At 52.2% G+C, this 18098-nt stretch carries 13 protein-coding genes; 7 read left to right on the top strand and 6 right to left on the bottom strand.

All coding sequences use genetic code 11. The features are described 5' to 3' along the window. Positions 1-170: 170 nt before the first annotated feature. The 4 genes from H511_RS0116680 to pabB form a co-directional block, all read right to left on the bottom strand. Positions 171-1532: an L-serine ammonia-lyase gene (locus H511_RS0116680; RefSeq protein ID WP_027253334.1), complete on the bottom strand. Its 1362-nt coding sequence runs from the start codon at positions 1530-1532 to the stop codon at positions 171-173. 180 nt (positions 1533-1712) lie between these two features. After that, positions 1713-2993: a serine/threonine transporter gene (locus H511_RS0116675; RefSeq protein ID WP_027253333.1), complete on the bottom strand. Its 1281-nt coding sequence runs from the start codon at positions 2991-2993 to the stop codon at positions 1713-1715. Positions 2994-3161: 168 nt separating this feature from the next. Continuing rightward, on the bottom strand, positions 3162-3770 hold the full coding sequence (locus H511_RS0116670) for a CoA pyrophosphatase (protein ID WP_027253332.1): 609 nt from the start codon (positions 3768-3770) through the stop codon (positions 3162-3164). A gap of 47 nt (positions 3771-3817) precedes the next feature. Then, positions 3818-5194: an aminodeoxychorismate synthase component I gene (pabB, locus tag H511_RS0116665; RefSeq protein ID WP_027253331.1), complete on the bottom strand. Its 1377-nt coding sequence runs from the start codon at positions 5192-5194 to the stop codon at positions 3818-3820. A 218-nt stretch (positions 5195-5412) separates the two neighbouring features. On the opposite strand from pabB, the gene H511_RS0116660 reads away from it, so the two are divergent. The 4 genes from H511_RS0116660 to H511_RS0116645 all read left to right on the top strand — a co-directional run bounded on the left by H511_RS0116660 (position 5413) and on the right by H511_RS0116645 (position 12311). Further along, on the top strand, positions 5413-6927 hold the full coding sequence (locus H511_RS0116660; RefSeq protein ID WP_027253330.1) for a fumarate hydratase: 1515 nt from the start codon (positions 5413-5415) through the stop codon (positions 6925-6927). Positions 6928-7115: 188 nt separating this feature from the next. Further along, a complete protein-coding gene (locus H511_RS0116655; RefSeq protein ID WP_027253329.1) occupies positions 7116-8150 on the top strand; it encodes an efflux RND transporter periplasmic adaptor subunit in 1035 nt (344 codons plus the stop codon). A 1-nt stretch (position 8151) separates the two neighbouring features. Continuing rightward, positions 8152-9240: an efflux RND transporter periplasmic adaptor subunit gene (locus H511_RS0116650; protein WP_027253328.1), complete on the top strand. Its 1089-nt coding sequence runs from the start codon at positions 8152-8154 to the stop codon at positions 9238-9240. Continuing rightward, positions 9240-12311 (top strand): efflux RND transporter permease subunit, encoded by a 3072-nt coding sequence (locus H511_RS0116645; protein ID WP_027253327.1) that lies wholly within the window; start codon positions 9240-9242, stop codon positions 12309-12311. The genes H511_RS0116650 and H511_RS0116645 overlap by 1 nt, the downstream gene beginning before the upstream one ends. Positions 12312-12420: 109 nt before the next feature. On the opposite strand, the gene H511_RS0116640 is transcribed toward H511_RS0116645, so the two are convergent. Together H511_RS0116640 and pyrC are read right to left on the bottom strand one after the other, a co-directional pair. Continuing rightward, complete coding sequence (locus H511_RS0116640; protein ID WP_036759867.1) at positions 12421-13656, bottom strand: cation:proton antiporter; 1236 nt, start codon at positions 13654-13656, stop codon at positions 12421-12423. Between the two features lie 138 nt (positions 13657-13794). Beyond that, positions 13795-14826 (bottom strand): dihydroorotase, encoded by a 1032-nt coding sequence (gene pyrC, locus H511_RS0116635; protein WP_027253325.1) that lies wholly within the window; start codon positions 14824-14826, stop codon positions 13795-13797. A 277-nt stretch (positions 14827-15103) separates the two neighbouring features. Here pyrC and H511_RS0116630 point away from each other — a divergent pair, with 277 nt between their 5' ends. The 3 genes from H511_RS0116630 to H511_RS23700 are packed head-to-tail and all read left to right on the top strand — an operon-like array spanning position 15104 to position 18085. Beyond that, positions 15104-15424, top strand: a complete 321-nt coding sequence (locus tag H511_RS0116630; protein WP_027253324.1) for a (2Fe-2S)-binding protein — start codon at positions 15104-15106, stop codon at positions 15422-15424. Next, the gene (locus tag H511_RS0116625) at positions 15417-16799 is read left to right on the top strand and encodes an NAD(P)/FAD-dependent oxidoreductase (RefSeq protein WP_027253323.1); all 1383 of its coding nucleotides are present in this window, start codon (positions 15417-15419) and stop codon (positions 16797-16799) included. Before H511_RS0116630 ends, H511_RS0116625 begins: the two co-directional genes overlap by 8 nt. After that, positions 16799-18085 (top strand): NAD(P)/FAD-dependent oxidoreductase, encoded by a 1287-nt coding sequence (locus H511_RS23700; RefSeq protein WP_051288286.1) that lies wholly within the window; start codon positions 16799-16801, stop codon positions 18083-18085. Before H511_RS0116625 ends, H511_RS23700 begins: the two co-directional genes overlap by 1 nt. The last annotated feature ends 13 nt before the right edge of the window (positions 18086-18098 follow it).

The following is an 18098-nucleotide window of genomic DNA, read 5'->3' as shown; positions in this document are numbered from 1 at the left end:
GTGAAGAAAGCTGGACGCTGTTAGAGCCCGGCTGCAGGCGAAATAATGGCGGGTTTAGCACGTTGTAAGCAAAAAAGGCAGGGTAGCGGGCTGGCTGAGACCGAGAATACAGGGAATAAAAAAAGGAGGCTTAAGCCTCCTTTAACGTATCAATCAGATTGCTCTTTGGATCAGCAGATCACTTTGATCGCTAATCCGCCCTGAGAGGTTTCGCGATACTTGGCATTCATGTCTTTACCGGTTTCCAGCATGGTCTCGATCACTTTATCCAGCGATACCCGAGGCTCGGAAGCACGACGTAACGCCATACGTGAAGCATTGATGGATTTAACCGCTGCGATACCGTTTCGTTCGATACAAGGTACCTGCACCTGGCCGGCAACCGGGTCGCATGTCAGACCCAGGTTATGCTCCATGGCGATTTCCGCGGCCATACACACCTGCTCAGGGCTTGCGCCCATCAGCTCTGCCAGACCGGCAGCCGCCATTGAGCAGGCAACACCCACTTCACCCTGACAGCCTACTTCAGCACCAGAGATAGAAGCATTACGCTTATACAGACCGCCGATTGCGCCAGACGCGGCAAAGTAACGGATATATTCTTTTTCGCTGACCGGCTGAATGAATTTATCATAGTAAGCCAGTACTGCAGGGATAATACCGCAAGCACCGTTAGTCGGCGCAGTGACTACCCGGCCGCCTGCTGCGTTTTCTTCATTCACTGCAAAAGCGTACATGTTCACCCAGTCAACCACTGTCATCGGGTCGGTGTTGGTACGCTCTGAAGTAATGAGCTGCTGGCGAAGGGCGGCAGCACGGCGAGGCACACGCAGTGGACCAGGGAGAATGCCTTCTTCGTTCATGCCACGGTCCATACAGTCTTGCATGGTTTTCCAGATTTTGGCGAAGTAATCTTTAATTTCGTCTTCAGTGTTCATGGCACGTTGGTTTGCCATGACGATAGAGCTCATGGAGCGACCGCTTTCTTTACAGTGCTGAACCAGCTCTTGTGCCGAGGTAAACGGGTACGGGACTTTGATTTCAGACTCTTCTTCTTTACCGAAGTTTTCTTCATCAACAATGAAGCCGCCACCGATAGAGTAATAGGTCTTGCTGTAAATTTTGTCTTCGCCAGCCCATGCATGAATACTCATGCCATTCTCATGCAGGGAAAGATTGGTGTTATGGAAATTCATTCCGCCATCACGTGGGAAATCAACGGTGTGACTATTACCTGCAATTGGAAGACGCTCGGTTTCACCAACGCTGGCGATAAACCCGGGGATGCTGTCGATATCAACAGTTTCAGGGCTGTTGCCAGCCAGGCCCATGATAATGGCAATGTCTGTGTGGTGGCCTTTACCTGTCAGAGACAGAGAGCCATACACATCAACGGTGACTTTTGTCACATCATTGATTTTGCCCATTTCACGCAGGTTATCGACAAACTCTTTACCTGCTTTCATCGGACCTACAGTGTGCGAACTGGAAGGACCCACACCAATTTTGAAGATATCAAAAATACTGATCATGCGTAGTACCTCAGTCGGGGAAGCGATCTTGCTTCGGCCCGGGACTGTTATCTTTTTATGAACTCCCGCCCCTTCCTTGGCGAGTATAGTCAAAACAAAAGAGCAGGTGCTGAAAGCTCCCCTGCTCTTAAGTATCGGTTCTTTTACGTATTTTGTCAGTAATGCTGTACAGGCGAAACGTTAGAAAAATAGCCCGTACATAATGGCTGAAATCGCAATCAGACCCATGAGTGTGACAAATACGTTGCTTACCGCGCCCTTGTACTTCTGCATTGCCGGTACTTTATGTACGGCATACATAGGCATCAGGAACAAGATTGTCGCAATAATCGGGCCGCCTAATGTTTCAATCATCCCAAGAATACTAGGATTAACTGTCGCGACCAACCAGATAGTAGCAATCATGAAGACAACGGTAAATTTGTCAATATTCTTTTCGTTAACTTGCTTACCAGCCGACTTTAATTGTTTAGAAACTAGACCATTCAGACCTTCCCGCGCGCCCAGATAATGGCCGAAGAAAGAGGAAACGATAGCCACAAATGCTACAACCGGGCCCAGATATGAAATAAATGGACTGTCGTGTTTGTTGGCCAGGTAAGACAGAATAGCCAGGTTTTCCGCTTTCGCCTGTGCCAGATCCTGCGGGCTCAGGCTCAGTACGCACGAGAACACGAAGAACATCACAAAGCCCAGCAGCATAACGGCAGATCGCGCCAGAATACGGGATGCTTTCTCTTCAGCCTGTTCGCCGTGTTCGCGCGCTTGTGCCTGCGAAAAAGCCGAGATAATAGGGCTGTGGTTAAACGAAAATACCAGGACAGGGATGGTAATCCACAAGGTGATCGCAAAATCACCCAGTGAAGGCATAGTGCTCAGGCTGACGGAAGACAGATTCCACTCGGGGATCAGATATACCGACATAAACAGCAAAATACCCACCAGCGGGTAAACCAGAAACTGAGTAACTTTCAGCATCAGTTTTTCACCGGCAATCATCACGGACATCATACCCAGGATCAAAATGATGGACAGTAAAGCGCGTGGCATGGATGCCATGCCAAGCTGGTTGACCAGGAAAGAATCGACAGTATTGGTGATACCGACACCATAAATCAGCACAATCGGGTAAATAGCAAAGAAGTAGAGCAGGGTGATTAATTTACCGGCACTGGCGCCAAAATGTTCTTCCACCACTTCAGTAATGTCACTGCCGGGTTTCGCGGAAGACAGGACAAAACGCGCCAGACCGCGGTGTGCGAAGTACGTCATCGGGCCAATCAGCAGTGTCATCGCCAGCAGTGGCCAGAAACCGCTCATACCCGCATTAATTGGCAGGAACAGAATTCCGGCACCAACGGCCGTACCAAAAAGGGAAAGCACCCAGGTCGTATCTTGTGCTGTCCAGCGGCTTTTGGCAGCAGCGGATGCAGCAGATACAGATGCAGTTTTCGTTTGCATAAGTTAGTCCAATATTTAATAGGGAACAGGAACCGGGGTATTTTCGCTTATTTAAGGCATGAAAAAATGATCTGTGAAAAAACTCGCTCACTATTTAACATTTGTTGCAAGGAAATGAGAGTTTGATCACCAAAGGAATGGTCATTTGTGTCACAGGTGGTGAAAGCTTCAGCGATTGTCGACCCAGATTTGATGTGACAGGGCTTTGACTATCTGAGCCGTTGCGCCCCAAATGGAATATTCCTGATACGGGATGGCATAAATGGTGTGTTCCTTACCTTTGAAGGTAAAACGCTGGGTGCGCATATTGCGGGGGTTGAGCAAGAAGGTAACGGGGACTTCGAAAATGCTGTCGACTTCGTTGGGATCGAGCACGGGCCGGTAGCTGGCGGCAACAGTCGCTAAAAACGGTGTGACCATATAACCGCTGAGTGTCGGGAGGGCGGGCAATTTGCCCAGAATGTCTTTTTTATCACACAGAATGCCGATCTCTTCCTGGGTTTCCCGGATGGCAGTATTGATGAGTTCGCCGTCTTCGCTTTCAAAGCGGCCGCCCGGAAAGGCCACTTGGCCAGGATGGTGTTTCAGATGGTTTGCCCGCCGGGTCAGTATCACATGGTAGCCATCAGGCCTTGCTACCAGAGGGATCATTACTGCCGCGGGTTTGAAGCGGCTGCTGTTGGGCAGCAATTGTTTGATACGTCTCTGATGACTGCGATCATACTGGCCCGGCTGCGCAAGCAGGAAGCGGCTGAGCATGTGATGCTGGACTATCATATGGTATTCCCGGTAGCGCCCCCTCCCGGCAGTTTGTTGAGGGTCTGTTATAAGATTGGCAGAATTTTGCTCAGCTTGTCCAGCGTTTCCTGGTATTCGCTCTGAGCGTCGCTGTCGGCCACCACACCGCCGCCGGCCCAGGCATAAATCTGCTTGTTGACCGCAATCAGGGTTCGGATCGTGATGCTGGTATCCATCTGACCGCAGCGGCTGATGTAACCTATACTGCCGCAGTACACGCTGCGTCTGTGCGGCTCCAGTTCTTCGATAATTTCCATGGCGCGGACTTTCGGTGCCCCCGTGATAGAACCGCCAGGAAAACAAGCTTTCAGCAGATCCGTTGCACAATAGTGAGCAGGATCCATGTCGGCCGTGACCGTGCTGACCAAGTGATGCACGGCCGGGAAGCTTTCAATGGCAAACAGGCTGGGGACACGCACCGTGCCCGGTGATGCCACCCGGCCGATATCATTGCGCAGCAAATCGACTATCATCAAATTTTCCGCCCTGTCTTTGCTGGCGTGTTTCAGATCATCGGCATTGGCCTGATCGGTGACAGGATCGGCAGAGCGCGGGCGGGTGCCTTTAATCGGCTTGGTTTCAATTTTGTTATCTTTGAGCTTCAGAAAACGCTCCGGTGACACAGACAACACCGCGGCCTGCTCAAGTCGAATAAAGGCCGAAAAGGGCGCGCCATTATGGCCTTCCAGTTTCCGGTAAGCCTGCCATTCATCGCCCTGATAACCCGCGCTGAAACGCTGTGCCAGGTTAATCTGATAGCAGTCACCCGCGTTCAAATAATCCTGTACCTGATTAAATTTCCCGATATAGCTGTCGAGCGTCATATTGGCCTGCCAGTCGGAGGTCAGCCGAAAGGCATCTCTCTGGTCAGACTCAGCTGACTGCTGTGCTTTCAGCCACTGCAGCCGCGCTGAGGTATCCGGCGCCACCAGCGAGAGCTGCTGGGTATGGTGGTCAGCAATTAACGCCCAGTCATATAAGCCCACCGCCATATCCGGCGCCTTGATATCCTGAATGGCCAGGGCCGGTATCTTTTCCACCTGCCGGCCCAGATCGTAAGCAAAATACCCCACAGCGCCGCCGGTAAAAGGCAGATCGCCGATGGCCGGACAGGCCGGTAATAATTCCGACTGCAGCGCGTGTAATAATGAAAACGGATCTTGATCTGAGCTGTGTTGCTGGCCGCTTGCATGGGTGATCACACTGACACCGTCGCGGGTTTCTATGGTCGCCAGCGGGCCGGCAACCAGAATGTCATAACGATTGTCAGGGTGGCCTTGTGCCGCTGAACGCAGCAGCATAGCCCAAGGGGAGGCAGAAAGAGGTTCGAACCAGTCCAGAACAGCATCCTGGCTATAGTCCAGATGCATGATCTGAAGTTGAGAGGCAGCAGAATATTTCATTTTCTTTTTTGTGACAGGTGTTCGATTGGCGCATAGCGCGAGATTGCGGGCAAGAGTATCATAGAAACAAATACGACGTCTGCATCGCGGCTTTATCCTGTGCATTGATGATTCAGCTCAAGATTTCGGTCTGCCTCTGACACCCTACCATGCATAAGGTCCGGGTCAGGCCCGTCAATTTGCAGGCGCGTATACGTCAATAAGCAACGAGGGCAACTATGACCGTCATCCGTAAAGAAGATGTTATCAGCAGTGTGGCAGACGCGCTGCAATACATTTCCTACTATCATCCGCTGGATTTTGTGCAGGCGCTTGAAAAAGCTTACCACAAAGAGCAGAGCCAGGCCGCGAAAGATGCCATGGCACAGATTCTGATTAACTCTCGTATGTCCGCCGAAGGCCATCGTCCGATTTGCCAGGACACAGGTATTGTGACCTGTTTCGTGAAAATTGGTATGAACGTGCAGTGGGACAGCGATCTGACCGTTCAGGAAATGATCGACGAAGGTGTGCGTCAGGCGTACAACAACCCGATCAACCCTTTGCGGGCATCGGTTGTTGCGGATCCTGCCGGAGCGCGTATCAATACCAAAGACAATGCCCCTGCGGTTGTCCATATTGACATGGTACCGGGTAACCAAGTGGAAATTCAGCTGGCGGCCAAGGGCGGCGGCTCAGAGAACAAAACCAAAATGGTGATGCTCAACCCGTCGGATGATATTGCCGAGTGGGTGGAAAAAACGGTGCCATTGATGGGCGCGGGTTGGTGTCCGCCAGGTATGCTGGGCATAGGTATCGGCGGCACGGCTGAAAAAGCCGCGGTACTGGCGAAAGAGTCGCTGATGGAAGCGGTTGATATTCATGAGCTGATAGAGCGCGGCCCGCAAAATGCCGAAGAGAAGCTGCGTCTGGATATCTATGATCGCGTCAACAAGCTGGGTATCGGTGCCCAGGGCCTTGGCGGCATGACGACCGTGCTGGATATCAAAATCAAGACAGCACCAACGCATGCGGCTTCAAAGCCGGTTTGCATGATCCCGAACTGTGCGGCCACCCGCCATGTGCATTTCACCCTGGACGGCAGCGGTCCGGCAGAGCTGACGCCGCCTAAGCTGGAAGACTGGCCTGAAGTGACCTGGGAAGTGGGCCAGAATGTGCGTCGTGTTAATGTCGACAACATCACCAAAGAGGAAATTCAGCAATGGAAGTCCGGCGAAACCGTGCTGCTGTCCGGTAAAATCCTGACTGGCCGTGATGCTGCCCATAAGCGTATTCAGGAAATGCTGAACAGCGGACAGGGCCTGCCAGACGGTGTGGATTTCAACAACCGCTTCATTTATTACGTCGGCCCTGTGGATGCAGTGGGCGACGAAGCCGTGGGGCCTGCCGGTCCGACAACGTCGACGCGCATGGATAAATTCACCGACATGATGCTGGCTGAAACCGGTCTGATTGGCATGATAGGTAAAGCAGAGCGTGGCCCTGTGGCGATTGAGTCAATTAAAAATCACAAGGCCGTGTATTTAATGGCAGTGGGCGGCGCGGCGTACCTGGTGGCGAAAGCTATCAAGAAATCGCGCGTTGTGGCTTTTGAAGACCTGGGCATGGAAGCTATCTATGAATTTGAAGTGCAGGATATGCCTGTCACGGTCGCCGTCGATTCAGACGGTGTGAATGCGCACCAGACCGGTCCTGACATCTGGAAAGTCAAAATCGCTGAAATGGATGTGTAACACGCCTGCAGTGTTATCTGCTGAAATATTTTGAAATAAAAAGGAGCCGTTTGGCTCCTTTTTTTTTGCACTGGTTTAACCTTTGATTAAGGAAGCAAACAATAAAATGGCATTTTTTTGCTATGTTGACCCGTGGCTAACAACAAAATGTTGAATAAATCGGACCTATTGAATTGGAGAGGCATTGAATGAGGCTCACTCTGCTGGCCCTGACTCTGTCGGTGAGCATGCTCACCGCTTGCAGTGAGGAAACAAAATCTGTGCCCGAACCCGTATCCCGACCGGTTAAGTTGTTAACTGTTGATGTCGGTGACAGCCAGGGTTACCGGACATTTCCCGCCCAGGTGGAAGCCGGTGATAAAGCGGTGCTGGCATTCAGGGTATCGGGGGTATTGGAAAGTGTGGATGTGCGCGATGGCCAAGAGGTGAAAAAAGGCCAGCGTCTGGCGAAGCTGAAAACCGATGAGCTGACCTTGCTGGTTGAACAGGCCAAAGCCAATTACAACCTGGCTCAGGTTCAGTACCAGCGAAATGCTGAATTGCTGAAAACCAATGTGGTGTCCGAACTGGACTTTGACCAGTCAACGGCAGCCCGAAATCAGGCCAGAGCAGAGTTGGATAAACAGGAAGCCAACCTGAAATACGCTACCCTGATGGCGCCTTACGATGGGGTAGTCTCTATTTCCATGGCCAACAATTATGAATATGTTTCGGCGAAACAGCCGGTGATGCATATTCAGAGCGAAGGGCTGCTTAATGTCAGTTTCCAGTTACCTCAGCAACTGCTTAACCGTATGCGATCCGGTGACGAGCGATCTGCCCAGGTGATCTTCGATACCATCCCGGATCAGGTGTTCCAGGCCAACCTGAAGGAAATTGACACCGAAGCCGACACTAAAACCTCCAGTTACCAGGTCACACTGACCATGGAAAAACCGGTTGATCAAAACCTGCTTCCCGGTATGGCAGCGCAAGTGAAAATTGCGTTACCGCAAACCGGGGCAGGTTCATTGCCCGCACGGGCGATTGTGCGGGAAAACGGCAGCACTTATGTGTGGCGGGTGGCTGATGATGGCAAAGTCAGCAAAGTTGAAGTGGTGCTGGATGAACAATCCCGCGTGGTCAGCGGATTAGAAGACGGTGCGGTTATTGCAGCGTCTGGCGTGACTGAGCTGAAAGAAGGCCAGATCGTACGTGAATGGGTCAAGGAGCGGGGTCTCTGAGATGAAAAGTACCTTATTACGTTCAGCTTTCTGGCTATTGCCGTGGTTGCTTGTTGGCTGTGGTCAGGCGCCGCAGCCCGAGCCTAAGGCTTCACCATCTGTGAGCGTCTATCAGGTGGGGCTGGAGCAAAGTTCACCGATTGTCTCTTTCCCGGCCGTCGCGGCGGCTGCAGATAAATCTGTGCTGTCTTTTCGTCTCTCCGGTGAAGTGATCAAAGTCAACGTCAAGCCTGGCGAGTTTGTGAAAAAAGGCCAGTTGCTGGCGCAACTTGATCCGACCGATTACCAGCTGACAGTCAATGATGCGCAGGCGAAATTCAGTCTGGCGGACAGTCAATATCGCCGGTCGGCCACACTGGTCAGGCAAGGATATCTGGCCCAGTCGCAGTTCGATGAATTGGCTGCACAAAGGCAAATCGCGCTGGCAAGGCTGAATCTGGCCAAGTTACGGCTGACCTTCACCGCATTGCACGCCCCTTTCAGCGGGGTGATCTCTCGTGTACCTGTTGAGCAGTTTGAAAACGTCCAGGTGGGCGAGGCTGTCATGAATATCCATAGCGCGACTGACGTGGATATCCTGATCCAGGCCCCGGACATGATTTATTCAAAAAGCACCGCCAGGCAGGTACAAAATAAGCGGCCGGGCACCAAAGTGATACTGGATGACGGAACAGAATATACCGCGTATCTGAAAGAGTTTACGACAGAGCCGGATCCTGAACTGGGCTCTTTCAAGGTCACGCTCACCATGCCAATGCCGGAAGCGCAATTCATTCTCGATGGCACTTCGGTCGAGGTAAAAGTGGACGGACAGAAAATACAGGTTTATCGCTCGGATGAAGCGGTGATTCCGCTCAGTGCCGTGTTCAATCAAGACGGCGATGCTATCAACCCGGCCAACAAATTTGTGTGGGTAGTGAATGACGGTAATACAGTGACAAAGCGCCAGGTTGTAACAGATAAAGTTGTCCCGGATGGTGTGCGTATTGTGTCCGGATTACAGGAAGGCGACGTGATTGTGACTGAAGGCGTCAACCGCCTCCGTGATGGTCAGCATGTGACTGTTGTCGGTCAGGAGGCAGTGAAGTGATGAAACAGGATATCGCTACATACTTTATTAAAAACAAAGTCATCAGCTGGATGCTGACCCTGATCTTTCTGATCGGTGGCACAATGGCATTTCTTGAACTGGGCCGGCTGGAAGATCCTGAATTTACGATAAAAGATGCCATGGTGGTGACCTTTTATCCTGGTGCGACCGCGCAGCAGGTTGAGGAAGAGGTGACTTATCCGATAGAGAAAGCCATCGGTCAGCTACCTTACGTGGATGAAGTGAACTCTATCTCAAGCCGGGATTTGTCTCAGATCACAGTGACCATGAAAAATAATTATGGTCCGGACGATCTGCCGCAGATCTGGGATGAACTGCGACGTAAGGTCAATGATCTGAAACCCAGCCTGCCACCCGGTGTCGGCACACCCAAAGTGGTGGATGATTTTGGTGATGTGTACGGCATTCTGCTGGCGGTGACCGGGGAGGGTTATAGCTATCGTGAGTTAAACGATTATGTGGATTACCTTCGCCGGGAGCTGGAACTGGTTGATGGTGTGGGTAAAGTACAGGTCACGGGCACGCAGCAGGAGCAGGTGTTTATTGAAATCTCCATGCAGCGGCTCAGTAATCTGGGGATCTCACCGCAGACGATTTATGGCACCTTGCAGCAGCAGAATCTGGTGACCAGTGCCGGTGCCATTCGCGTCGGGGATGAATATATCCGAGTGCAGACCACAGGTGAATTCCGGAATACGGAGGCGCTGGGCGATCTGATCATCAAAGACTCCGGCTCTCAGGGGCTGATTTACCTCAGAGATGTCGCCACGATTGAACGCGGATTCAAGGAAGTTCCGGATAACCTGGTCAGCTATAACGGCAAGCAAGCCCTGAACCTGGGGATCGCTTTTGTTTCCGGTATAAATGTGGTCGAAGGCGGCAAGCGAGTGATGAGCCGTCTTGCTGAACTGAAAGTGCAGCAGCCGGTGGGCATAGATATCGGCGTGGTGTACAGCCAGCCGACAGAAGTGGATAAATCGGTCAGCGGTTTTGTGGTGAGCCTGGGCCAGGCCGTGGTGATTGTCATTGTGGTCCTGCTGTTCTTCATGGGATTGCGATCCGGTCTTCTTATCGGGCTGATTTTGCTGTTAACCGTGCTTGCCACTTTTGTGTTTATGAAATGGATGGCTATCGACTTACAGCGCATTTCACTGGGAGCACTGGTCATTGCCCTGGGGATGCTGGTCGATAATGCCATTGTGGTGGTTGAAGGCATACTGATTGGTTTGCAGAAAGGGCGAACCCGACTGCAGGCGGCGTCTGACATAGTCACACAAACCAAATGGCCGCTTCTGGGTGCGACCGTGATTGCCGTCATGGCGTTTGCGCCTATCGGCTTATCGCAGGACTCGACCGGTGAATACACCCGTACTTTGTTTACCGTGCTGCTTATTTCTCTGATGCTGAGCTGGTTCACCGCTATCTCTCTGACGCCTTTTTTCGCCGATCTGTTTTTTAAATCGCAAAAAGTGGCTGTCGAAGGCGAAGAGGATGATCCCTACAAAGGCAGGTTTTTTGTCTGGTACCGGCAGTTTCTTGAGCTGTGTATGCGACGCGCCTGGCTGACGGTGATATCGCTGGTGGTCATGCTGGGGGTGAGCCTGTACGGCTTCACACTGATTAAGCAATCTTTCTTCCCCGCGTCAACGTCACCTATGTTCATGGTGGATATCTGGTTGCCAGAAGGGACAGACATCCGGGCGACGAATGATGTGCTGAAACAGTTGCAGCAGAAAATTGAGCAAGATGACAGCATTGATTACGTCAGTACCAGTGCGGGCAAAGGCTCACAGCGCTTTATGCTGACCTATTCACCCGAGAAAAGTTATGCCGCATACGGTGAGCTGATTATCCGGGTGAAGCAGTTTGATGATGTGCTGCCGGCTATGTCTCAGGTCCAGACGATCATTGGCAAGGGCTTCCCGGATGTCGAATACAAGCTCAAGCAAATCATGCTTGGCCCGTCTTCGGGCGCGAAAATTGAAGCCCGTCTGATCGGCCCGGATCCGACTGTGCTCCGCGGCCTGGCCAAAGAGGTTACTGACATCATGCAGGCCGACGCAGGCACCGCCAACATACGTCATGACTGGCGAGAGCGCACCAAAGTGCTTGAGCCGGTTTTCAACGAAAGCCAGGCCCGCCGCTACGGTATCACCAAGAAAGATGTCGATGATCTGCTGCAAATGGCATTTTCCGGCCTGTCGGTAGGTATCTACCGCGAGGGCACCACCCTGATGCCGATTGTTGCCCGGTTGCCGGAGCAGGAGCGTGTTGATATCAGTACCATTGAGGGGATGAAAATCTGGAGTCCGGCGGTGCAGGGCTATGTGCCCTTGCAGCAAGTGGTCTCGGCTGTGAATCTGCGCTGGGAAGATCCGCTCATTGCACGTAAAGACAGAAAGCGGGTACTGACAGTCATGGCTGACCCCGATCCGCTCGGCGATGAAACGGCCGCGACGGTGCAAAAGCGGATCCAGCCAGCGATTGAAGCACTGAACCTGCCACCGGGCTATGCGCTGGAGTGGGGCGGCGAGTACGAGTCCTCCGGCGATGCGAAAGCCTCGTTGTTCAGCTCGATGCCAATGGGTTATCTGATGATGTTCCTGATCACTATCTTCCTGTTTAACAAGGTGAAGGAGGCGCTGATTGTGTGGGCGACTGTGCCTCTGGCGGTGATTGGGGTGGCCTCTGGCCTGCTGTTACTGAACACCCCGTTTGGTTTTATGGCGCTGCTGGGCTTTTTGAGTTTGTCAGGCATGCTGGTGAAAAACGGTATCGTGCTGTTGGATCAGATCGAGATCGAAATCAGCAGCGGTAAAGACAAATACCAGGCGGTGGTGGAGGCCGCTGTCAGCCGGGTTCGCCCGGTCTGCATGGCAGCGATCACTACTATTCTGGGTATGATTCCACTCTTGCCGGATGTGTTCTTTAAGCCGATGGCAGTGACCATCATGTTCGGCCTGGGTTTTGCGACCATACTGACCCTGATCGTGGTGCCTGTGCTGTACCGGTTATTCCACAGCGTCCCGTTGCCGGGCCGTGAGGGGTAACCCTGAGCTCAGAGAATCAGCCTGGTCAGTATTTTCATGCTGATTCTTCAAACATCATTATCTGCCGTCCTCCCCGTTTCTCGCGGGGCGGACGGTGATTAACGAGGTGTTATGACGCCGACTCACGGATGGCGCTGCTTTGGGCCAGCATACGCTTGGTAATCACCGGATAAACAATCAGAGAAAACAGAATCATGCTGATCGCCATCGTCAGAAACAAAGGTTTGTAGCTGAAGTCTGCCGGCAGCATCAGGATCAGGGCAATGGATACCGCACCACGTGCACCTGAGAAATTCAGCAGCCAGAAATCAAGCCGCGACAGTTTTTTCGAATCTATACGCAGGACAGGCAGCATCAGCCAAAGCGAAATAAACCGTGCCGAAAAAAGCAGCACTATGGATAACAGTATGATAACGGCGGACAAGACATCGGGAGACAGCAGAGTAAACACGCTGGAACCGAGCAGGAAGAAAAGCAGCGCGTTGGCGACATAATCCAGGTACTCCCAGATCTCCTGATGGGCAAGATGATTGGCATCATCCTGATAAGGCTTGTAACCGTAAGCCAGTGCCGCGGCAAACACGGCCAGAATTCCGGAAAAATGCATTTCTTCAGCCAGCACAAAACTGCCATATGCCAATGCCAGCGTGATATTGGTTGTTAAGGTGTAATGCCGCTCATGGAGTAATGTCAGCAGCCAGCGAGCCCCGCGCCCGAGCACTACACCGACCGCCAAAGCCCCCACCACATGCGACACTAAACTCAGGCTGCTGCTTGTCAAATCAAATTCAGTCCCACTGAAAATCACTAAGGAAAGAATACTGGCCACAGTGACCACAAAACCGTCGTTCAGTATGGATTCCCCTTCAATCAGCAGTTTCTGGTTTTCGGTCACGCTTTGGTTATCTTTGAATAAGGCGCTGATTGCCAAAGGATCGGTGGCAGAAATGATAACCCCGAACAACAACGCAGGCATCAAGGGTACCCCGAGCAGCCAGTGTATAGCGGCCGCAATCACCAACATGCTGATCAATATACCTAAGGAGCCGGCCAGTGACGCGGGGATCAGCACCTGCCTGAAATGAAACAGACAAATACACTGGGTAGATGAAAACACCAGCAACGGCACGAAAAGATACAGCACAACATGCGGCTCCAATACCAGGTCCGGCAAGTTGGAACCTGGCATTGCGGAAACCGCGCCGTAGATCAGTCCCAGCAGGAGGATCCAGGTAATGTCTGAAAACAGCCGCCAGCGGTGAGAAAAGAAAAAGATGGCGTTCAGGGCGACCCAGCCCAGTACGGCGAAGATGACAAGCGAGGGGATAGATTCATAACCAGTCACAGACACCTCTCCAAAAAGTGATTGTTTTTTATACTCTAATCGTGTTGGGGGATGAAGCAAGCGGATTGTTTGCAGTGAGAACAGATTGGATGAGAAAAAGGCTCCGACGCAGGAGCCTTTTTACCAGGGCAAAGCAGATTACTGTGCTACTTGCCAGCCGATTTGTTCGCCGGCCCGGATAGGCACCACCTGATCGGCACCGAATTCCATGGTGTCCGGCACCGCCCAGCTTTGTTTGGTCAGGGTGATAGTGTCATGGTTGCGAGGCAGGCCGTAGAAGTCAGGGCCATTATGGCTGGCAAACCCTTCCAGCTTGTCGAGTGCGCCTGCCAGCTCGAAAACTTCTGCGTACAGCTCAATGGCAGCATGGGCCGTATAAGAGCCGGCACAGCCACAGGCGGCTTCTTTTTTGCCCTTCGCATGCGGCGCTGAATCTGTGCCCAGGAAGAATTTTTTGCTGCCGCTGGTAGCTGCTGCAATCAGCGCTTCCTGATGGGTGTTGCGCTTTAAAATAGGCAGGCAGTAAAAGTGCGGACGGATGCCGCCAGCCAGCATATGGTTGCGGTTATACAGCAAATGGTGAGCGGTAATTGTTGCGCCCACGTTCGGCCCGGCATTGTTGACGAAGTCGACGGCATCTTTGGTGGTAATGTGTTCAAGCACCACTTTCAGGTTTGGCATGGCAGCGACGATAGGCGCCAGCACAGTGTCGAGAAAGACTTTTTCACGGTCAAAAATGTCCACATCGTGCTTGGTTACTTCGCCATGAATCAGCAGCGGCATACCCAGTTCCTGCATGGCTTCCATGGTGGGCAGCAGTTTGTTGATGTCGGTGACGCCTGAATCAGAGTTAGTGGTTGCCCCGGCAGGATAGAGCTTTGCCGCGTACACATGACCACTGGCCTTGGCTTTGCGAATCTCGTCAGGTGTTGTGTTATCGGTGAGGTATAGCACCATCAAAGGAGAGAAGGTTTCACTTGGCTGAGCAGCCAGAATGCGATCACGGTAAGCAAGAGCGGCAGAGGTATCAGTTACGGGAGGAACAAGGTTAGGCATGATGATAGCCCGTCCCATATAACGGCTGATGTCCCGAACCGTATCCTTCAGTACATCGCCATCGCGCAGGTGTACGTGCCAGTCGTCCGGACGTGTGATAGTGATCGACGTCATAGTAGCTCCCTCCAGAAAATTCGCCCGATTCTAAAAGTATGGCGTGACTAAGTAAAGCCGTATTGCCTATTTACCCTCTCAAACCGCAATCGTTTGCATTCATTGCCCTGTCTGCGCTGGTGTTGCGGTTAAGCATCGCCTGATCACACCAAACATTGATCGAAAACAATCGCATAATCTGGCGAAGTGGTAACGTAAATATATGCCCATGGTTTCACTAAAATTAAGTGCAAAGCAGTGGCAGTTCTTACCTTACCTACAAGAGACAGAGTATAAAATGGCATCTATAACCAGAACACAAGATATTACGCCGCTCAAAGACAACACGTTTTGTGTGTCAGTGAATGATATTGAGGTGAAAGCGGTACCCGGTGAAAGTGTCTTGAGCACATTATTAGCCAGTGAGTTCAGGCGTTTGATGAAAAATGATTTTGGCGCATCTTCAGGGGCTTTTTGCGGTATGGGCGTTTGCCATTGCTGCCTGGTTGAAATTAATGGCCGTCATAAGCAGCGTGCCTGCCAGACACTGGTCCAGCCCAGCATGAAAATCCGCACCTGTCGCAATCGGGTTATCGAAGGGGACAGTGAGCATGCCTGAGAATATCGTGATTGTCGGTGCCGGTCCTGCAGGCATGTCGATAGCATCCACTTTGTCGGCATTTGGCATACGATCAACGGTCATTGACGAATCGCCCAAAGCCGGCGGTGTTATCTATCGCGGCCCCTGGCGGGCAACACAAACCATGCCGCATCTGGATGAAAGCCTGCAAAAGAACATCGCTTTGCAGCAGGCCCTGGTGGCGGAGCACCAGCACAATATCGAACTTCTGACCGAGACGCGGGTGCTTGGCCCGTTAGCCGGCAGTCAACTGCTGCTGTCCCGCCATGACAGGCTTTCTGCTCAGGACTTTGATTATCTTTTTCTGGCAACGGGCTGTCAGGAACGGAGCATTCCTTTTCCGGGCTGGCAGTTACCGGGAGTGATGCTGGCTGGTGGCATCCAGCTGCAGCTCAAAAGCGGATTAGTGCGCCCTGGCAGGCAGGCGGTATTAACCGGGACAGGCCCGTTATTGATATTGCTTGCCTGTCAGCTGCTCCGCTCAGGAGTTGAAGTGAAAGGTGTCTATGACGCCACATCTTTCAGTGCGATGAGTAAGGAGGTGATAGCGCTGCTTAATCGCCCGCAGATGGCGCTGGAAGGTCTGTCGCTGCTGGCCTATCTCAGGCTGCATCAAGTACCGGTGAACTATGGCTGGGGGATAGTGAAAGCGAAAGGCAGTGTCAGTCTGGAGCGTGTGGCCGTTGCACCCTATAACAGCAACTGGGAAGCCGATCAGCAGAAAATACAGTGGATAGAGGCCGATTTACTGGGCGTGGGTTACGGCTTTGTATCCCGGTCCCAGCTGGCTCAGCTAATGGATCTTGAGGTCAGAATGGATGAATTCAGCGGACTGATTCCGGTAACAGATGCCTATCAGCGCAGTAGCCGCACGAATATTTTCTGTGCCGGTGACTCTGCCCGTTTCGCCGGGGCGGATGTCGCCATTGTGGAAGGTCAGATCGCGGCCCTGGCGTTGGTGGCAGAGCTGTATCCGGACAAGGCGGCAGACGTAGCAGAACGTCTCTCTGAACTGCAGAAGACGCTCAAGCGTTTGTACCGTTTCCGCGGTGCTTTTGACCGTGCTAATCAGCGTAAAAAAGGGCTGTTGAACCTGCCCGACGCCGAGACTGTGATCTGTCGCTGCGAACAGGTAAAGCGTTCTGCCATAGACAAAGCGATTGCCGAAGGCTGCCGGGATAGCGTGAGCCTGAAAATGCGGACCCGTGTCACTATGGGAGACTGTCAGGGAAAAACCTGCAGTCATTATTGCCATGACAGGTTAGCGAGTGAAGGCTTTCACCGCGAACAGGGTCAGTTCAGAGTCAGATTCCCATTAGATCCCATTCCCTTTGCTGCCATGGAGAACGAATAATGAAGCACTATGATGTTGTGATTTGCGGCGGTGGGGTGATTGGCGGAGCGGTGGCCTTTGCGTTAAGCCGCAACCGGGATCTGAATATTGCGCTGGTCGATTTCAAGAAACCGGGCAACGCGTCCCGTGCTTCTGCCGGCGGGTTGTGGGCAATGGGTGAATCAACGGGTTTGGGCTGTGGAGTCATTCTGTTTAAAACGCTGTCAAAACAACTCCGGCAAGGGGCAGATGTATCGGATGCTTCAGCCATGAAGCCACATATCATGCCTAAGCCTTTTTTTGACCTGGCGATGATGTCAAATGCGATGTATCCGGCTTTAAATCAGGAGCTGCTGGAGAAACACGGTGTCGATATGAAATTTGAAAAAACAGGGCTGAAGTTTGTATTGTTTGATCAATATGATCGTATTTACGCTGAACATATTGCCGCTGCTGTGCCAGACCGTCAGCAACACATTCGCTGGCTAGATAAAGCCACGCTGCTGGCAGAAGAGCCGAATATAGCGCCGGACGCCATTGGCGCGATGGAGTTCGATACCGACCACCAGATCAACCCTTATCGGCTGAATGATGCCTATGTGGAAGCCGCGCGCCAGAACGGTGTGGATTTGTACCTCAATACCTCGATCACAGCGATTGAGCGACAAGGTCATCGGGTGACGGGCGTGCAGACGTCCCGGGGTAAATTAAGCGCCGGTATGGTCATCAATGCAGCCGGGGCATGGGCTGAGCAGATCAATCTGTGGGCGACGGGCATGCAGATGCCGGTTTTCCCGGTCAAAGGACAGGTGCTGGTGTCTGAAAGATTGCCCAAAATACTCAATAGCTGTATTACCACCAGCGACTGCTATATTGCGCAGAAAGACAATGGCGAGATCCTGATTGGCTCAACCACAGAAGAGTGTGGTTACGACACCCGCACAGATTTGAACCAGCTTAAATCCTTGGCCCGGGGCGCGATGAAGACGATTCCTCAATTGCGCGACATGAACATTAAACGCTGCTGGGCCGGATTACGTCCCGGCTCCCCGGACGAGTTGCCAATTCTGGGGCCAGTGCCCGGTATTGCGGGTTATCTGACGGCTTGCGGTCACTTCAGAACCGGTATGCTGACTTCTGCGATTACAGGTAAATTATTGAATGAACTGGTACGCGGCGAACCAACCAGTGTGGATATCAGCCCATTTCTGTACCAGCGTTTTTTGCACGATAAAGGCGAAAAGGCTGATGCAGCTTATTCAGTTACAGCCAGCTCATCTTCTGAGAACAGGATAGCCAACTCATGACTGTTACCGAAAT

The sequence above is a fragment of the Photobacterium halotolerans DSM 18316 genome (genome assembly GCF_000425165.1).
Lineage (GTDB): Bacteria > Pseudomonadota > Gammaproteobacteria > Enterobacterales > Vibrionaceae > Photobacterium > Photobacterium halotolerans.
Note: the sequence above shows the minus strand (reverse complement) of the source record. Positions and strands in the feature narration are given on the sequence as shown.

Bases quoted from the DNA above. Each gene is read 5' to 3' on its own strand.
- H511_RS0116680 (WP_027253334.1), bottom strand. From the start codon at position 1,532: ATGATCAGTATTTTTGATATCTTCAAAATTGGTGTGGGTCCTTCCAGT.
- H511_RS0116675 (WP_027253333.1), bottom strand. From the start codon at position 2,993: ATGCAAACGAAAACTGCATCTGTATCTGCTGCATCCGCTGCTGCCAAA.
- H511_RS0116670 (WP_027253332.1), bottom strand. From the start codon at position 3,770: ATGATAGTCCAGCATCACATGCTCAGCCGCTTCCTGCTTGCGCAGCCG.
- pabB (WP_027253331.1), bottom strand. From the start codon at position 5,194: ATGAAATATTCTGCTGCCTCTCAACTTCAGATCATGCATCTGGACTAT.
- H511_RS0116660 (WP_027253330.1), top strand. From the start codon at position 5,413: ATGACCGTCATCCGTAAAGAAGATGTTATCAGCAGTGTGGCAGACGCG.
- H511_RS0116655 (WP_027253329.1), top strand. From the start codon at position 7,116: ATGAGGCTCACTCTGCTGGCCCTGACTCTGTCGGTGAGCATGCTCACC.
- H511_RS0116650 (WP_027253328.1), top strand. From the start codon at position 8,152: ATGAAAAGTACCTTATTACGTTCAGCTTTCTGGCTATTGCCGTGGTTG.
- H511_RS0116645 (WP_027253327.1), top strand. From the start codon at position 9,240: ATGAAACAGGATATCGCTACATACTTTATTAAAAACAAAGTCATCAGC.
- pyrC (WP_027253325.1), bottom strand. From the start codon at position 14,826: ATGACGTCGATCACTATCACACGTCCGGACGACTGGCACGTACACCTG.
- H511_RS0116630 (WP_027253324.1), top strand. From the start codon at position 15,104: ATGGCATCTATAACCAGAACACAAGATATTACGCCGCTCAAAGACAAC.
- H511_RS0116625 (WP_027253323.1), top strand. From the start codon at position 15,417: ATGCCTGAGAATATCGTGATTGTCGGTGCCGGTCCTGCAGGCATGTCG.
- H511_RS23700 (WP_051288286.1), top strand. From the start codon at position 16,799: ATGAAGCACTATGATGTTGTGATTTGCGGCGGTGGGGTGATTGGCGGA.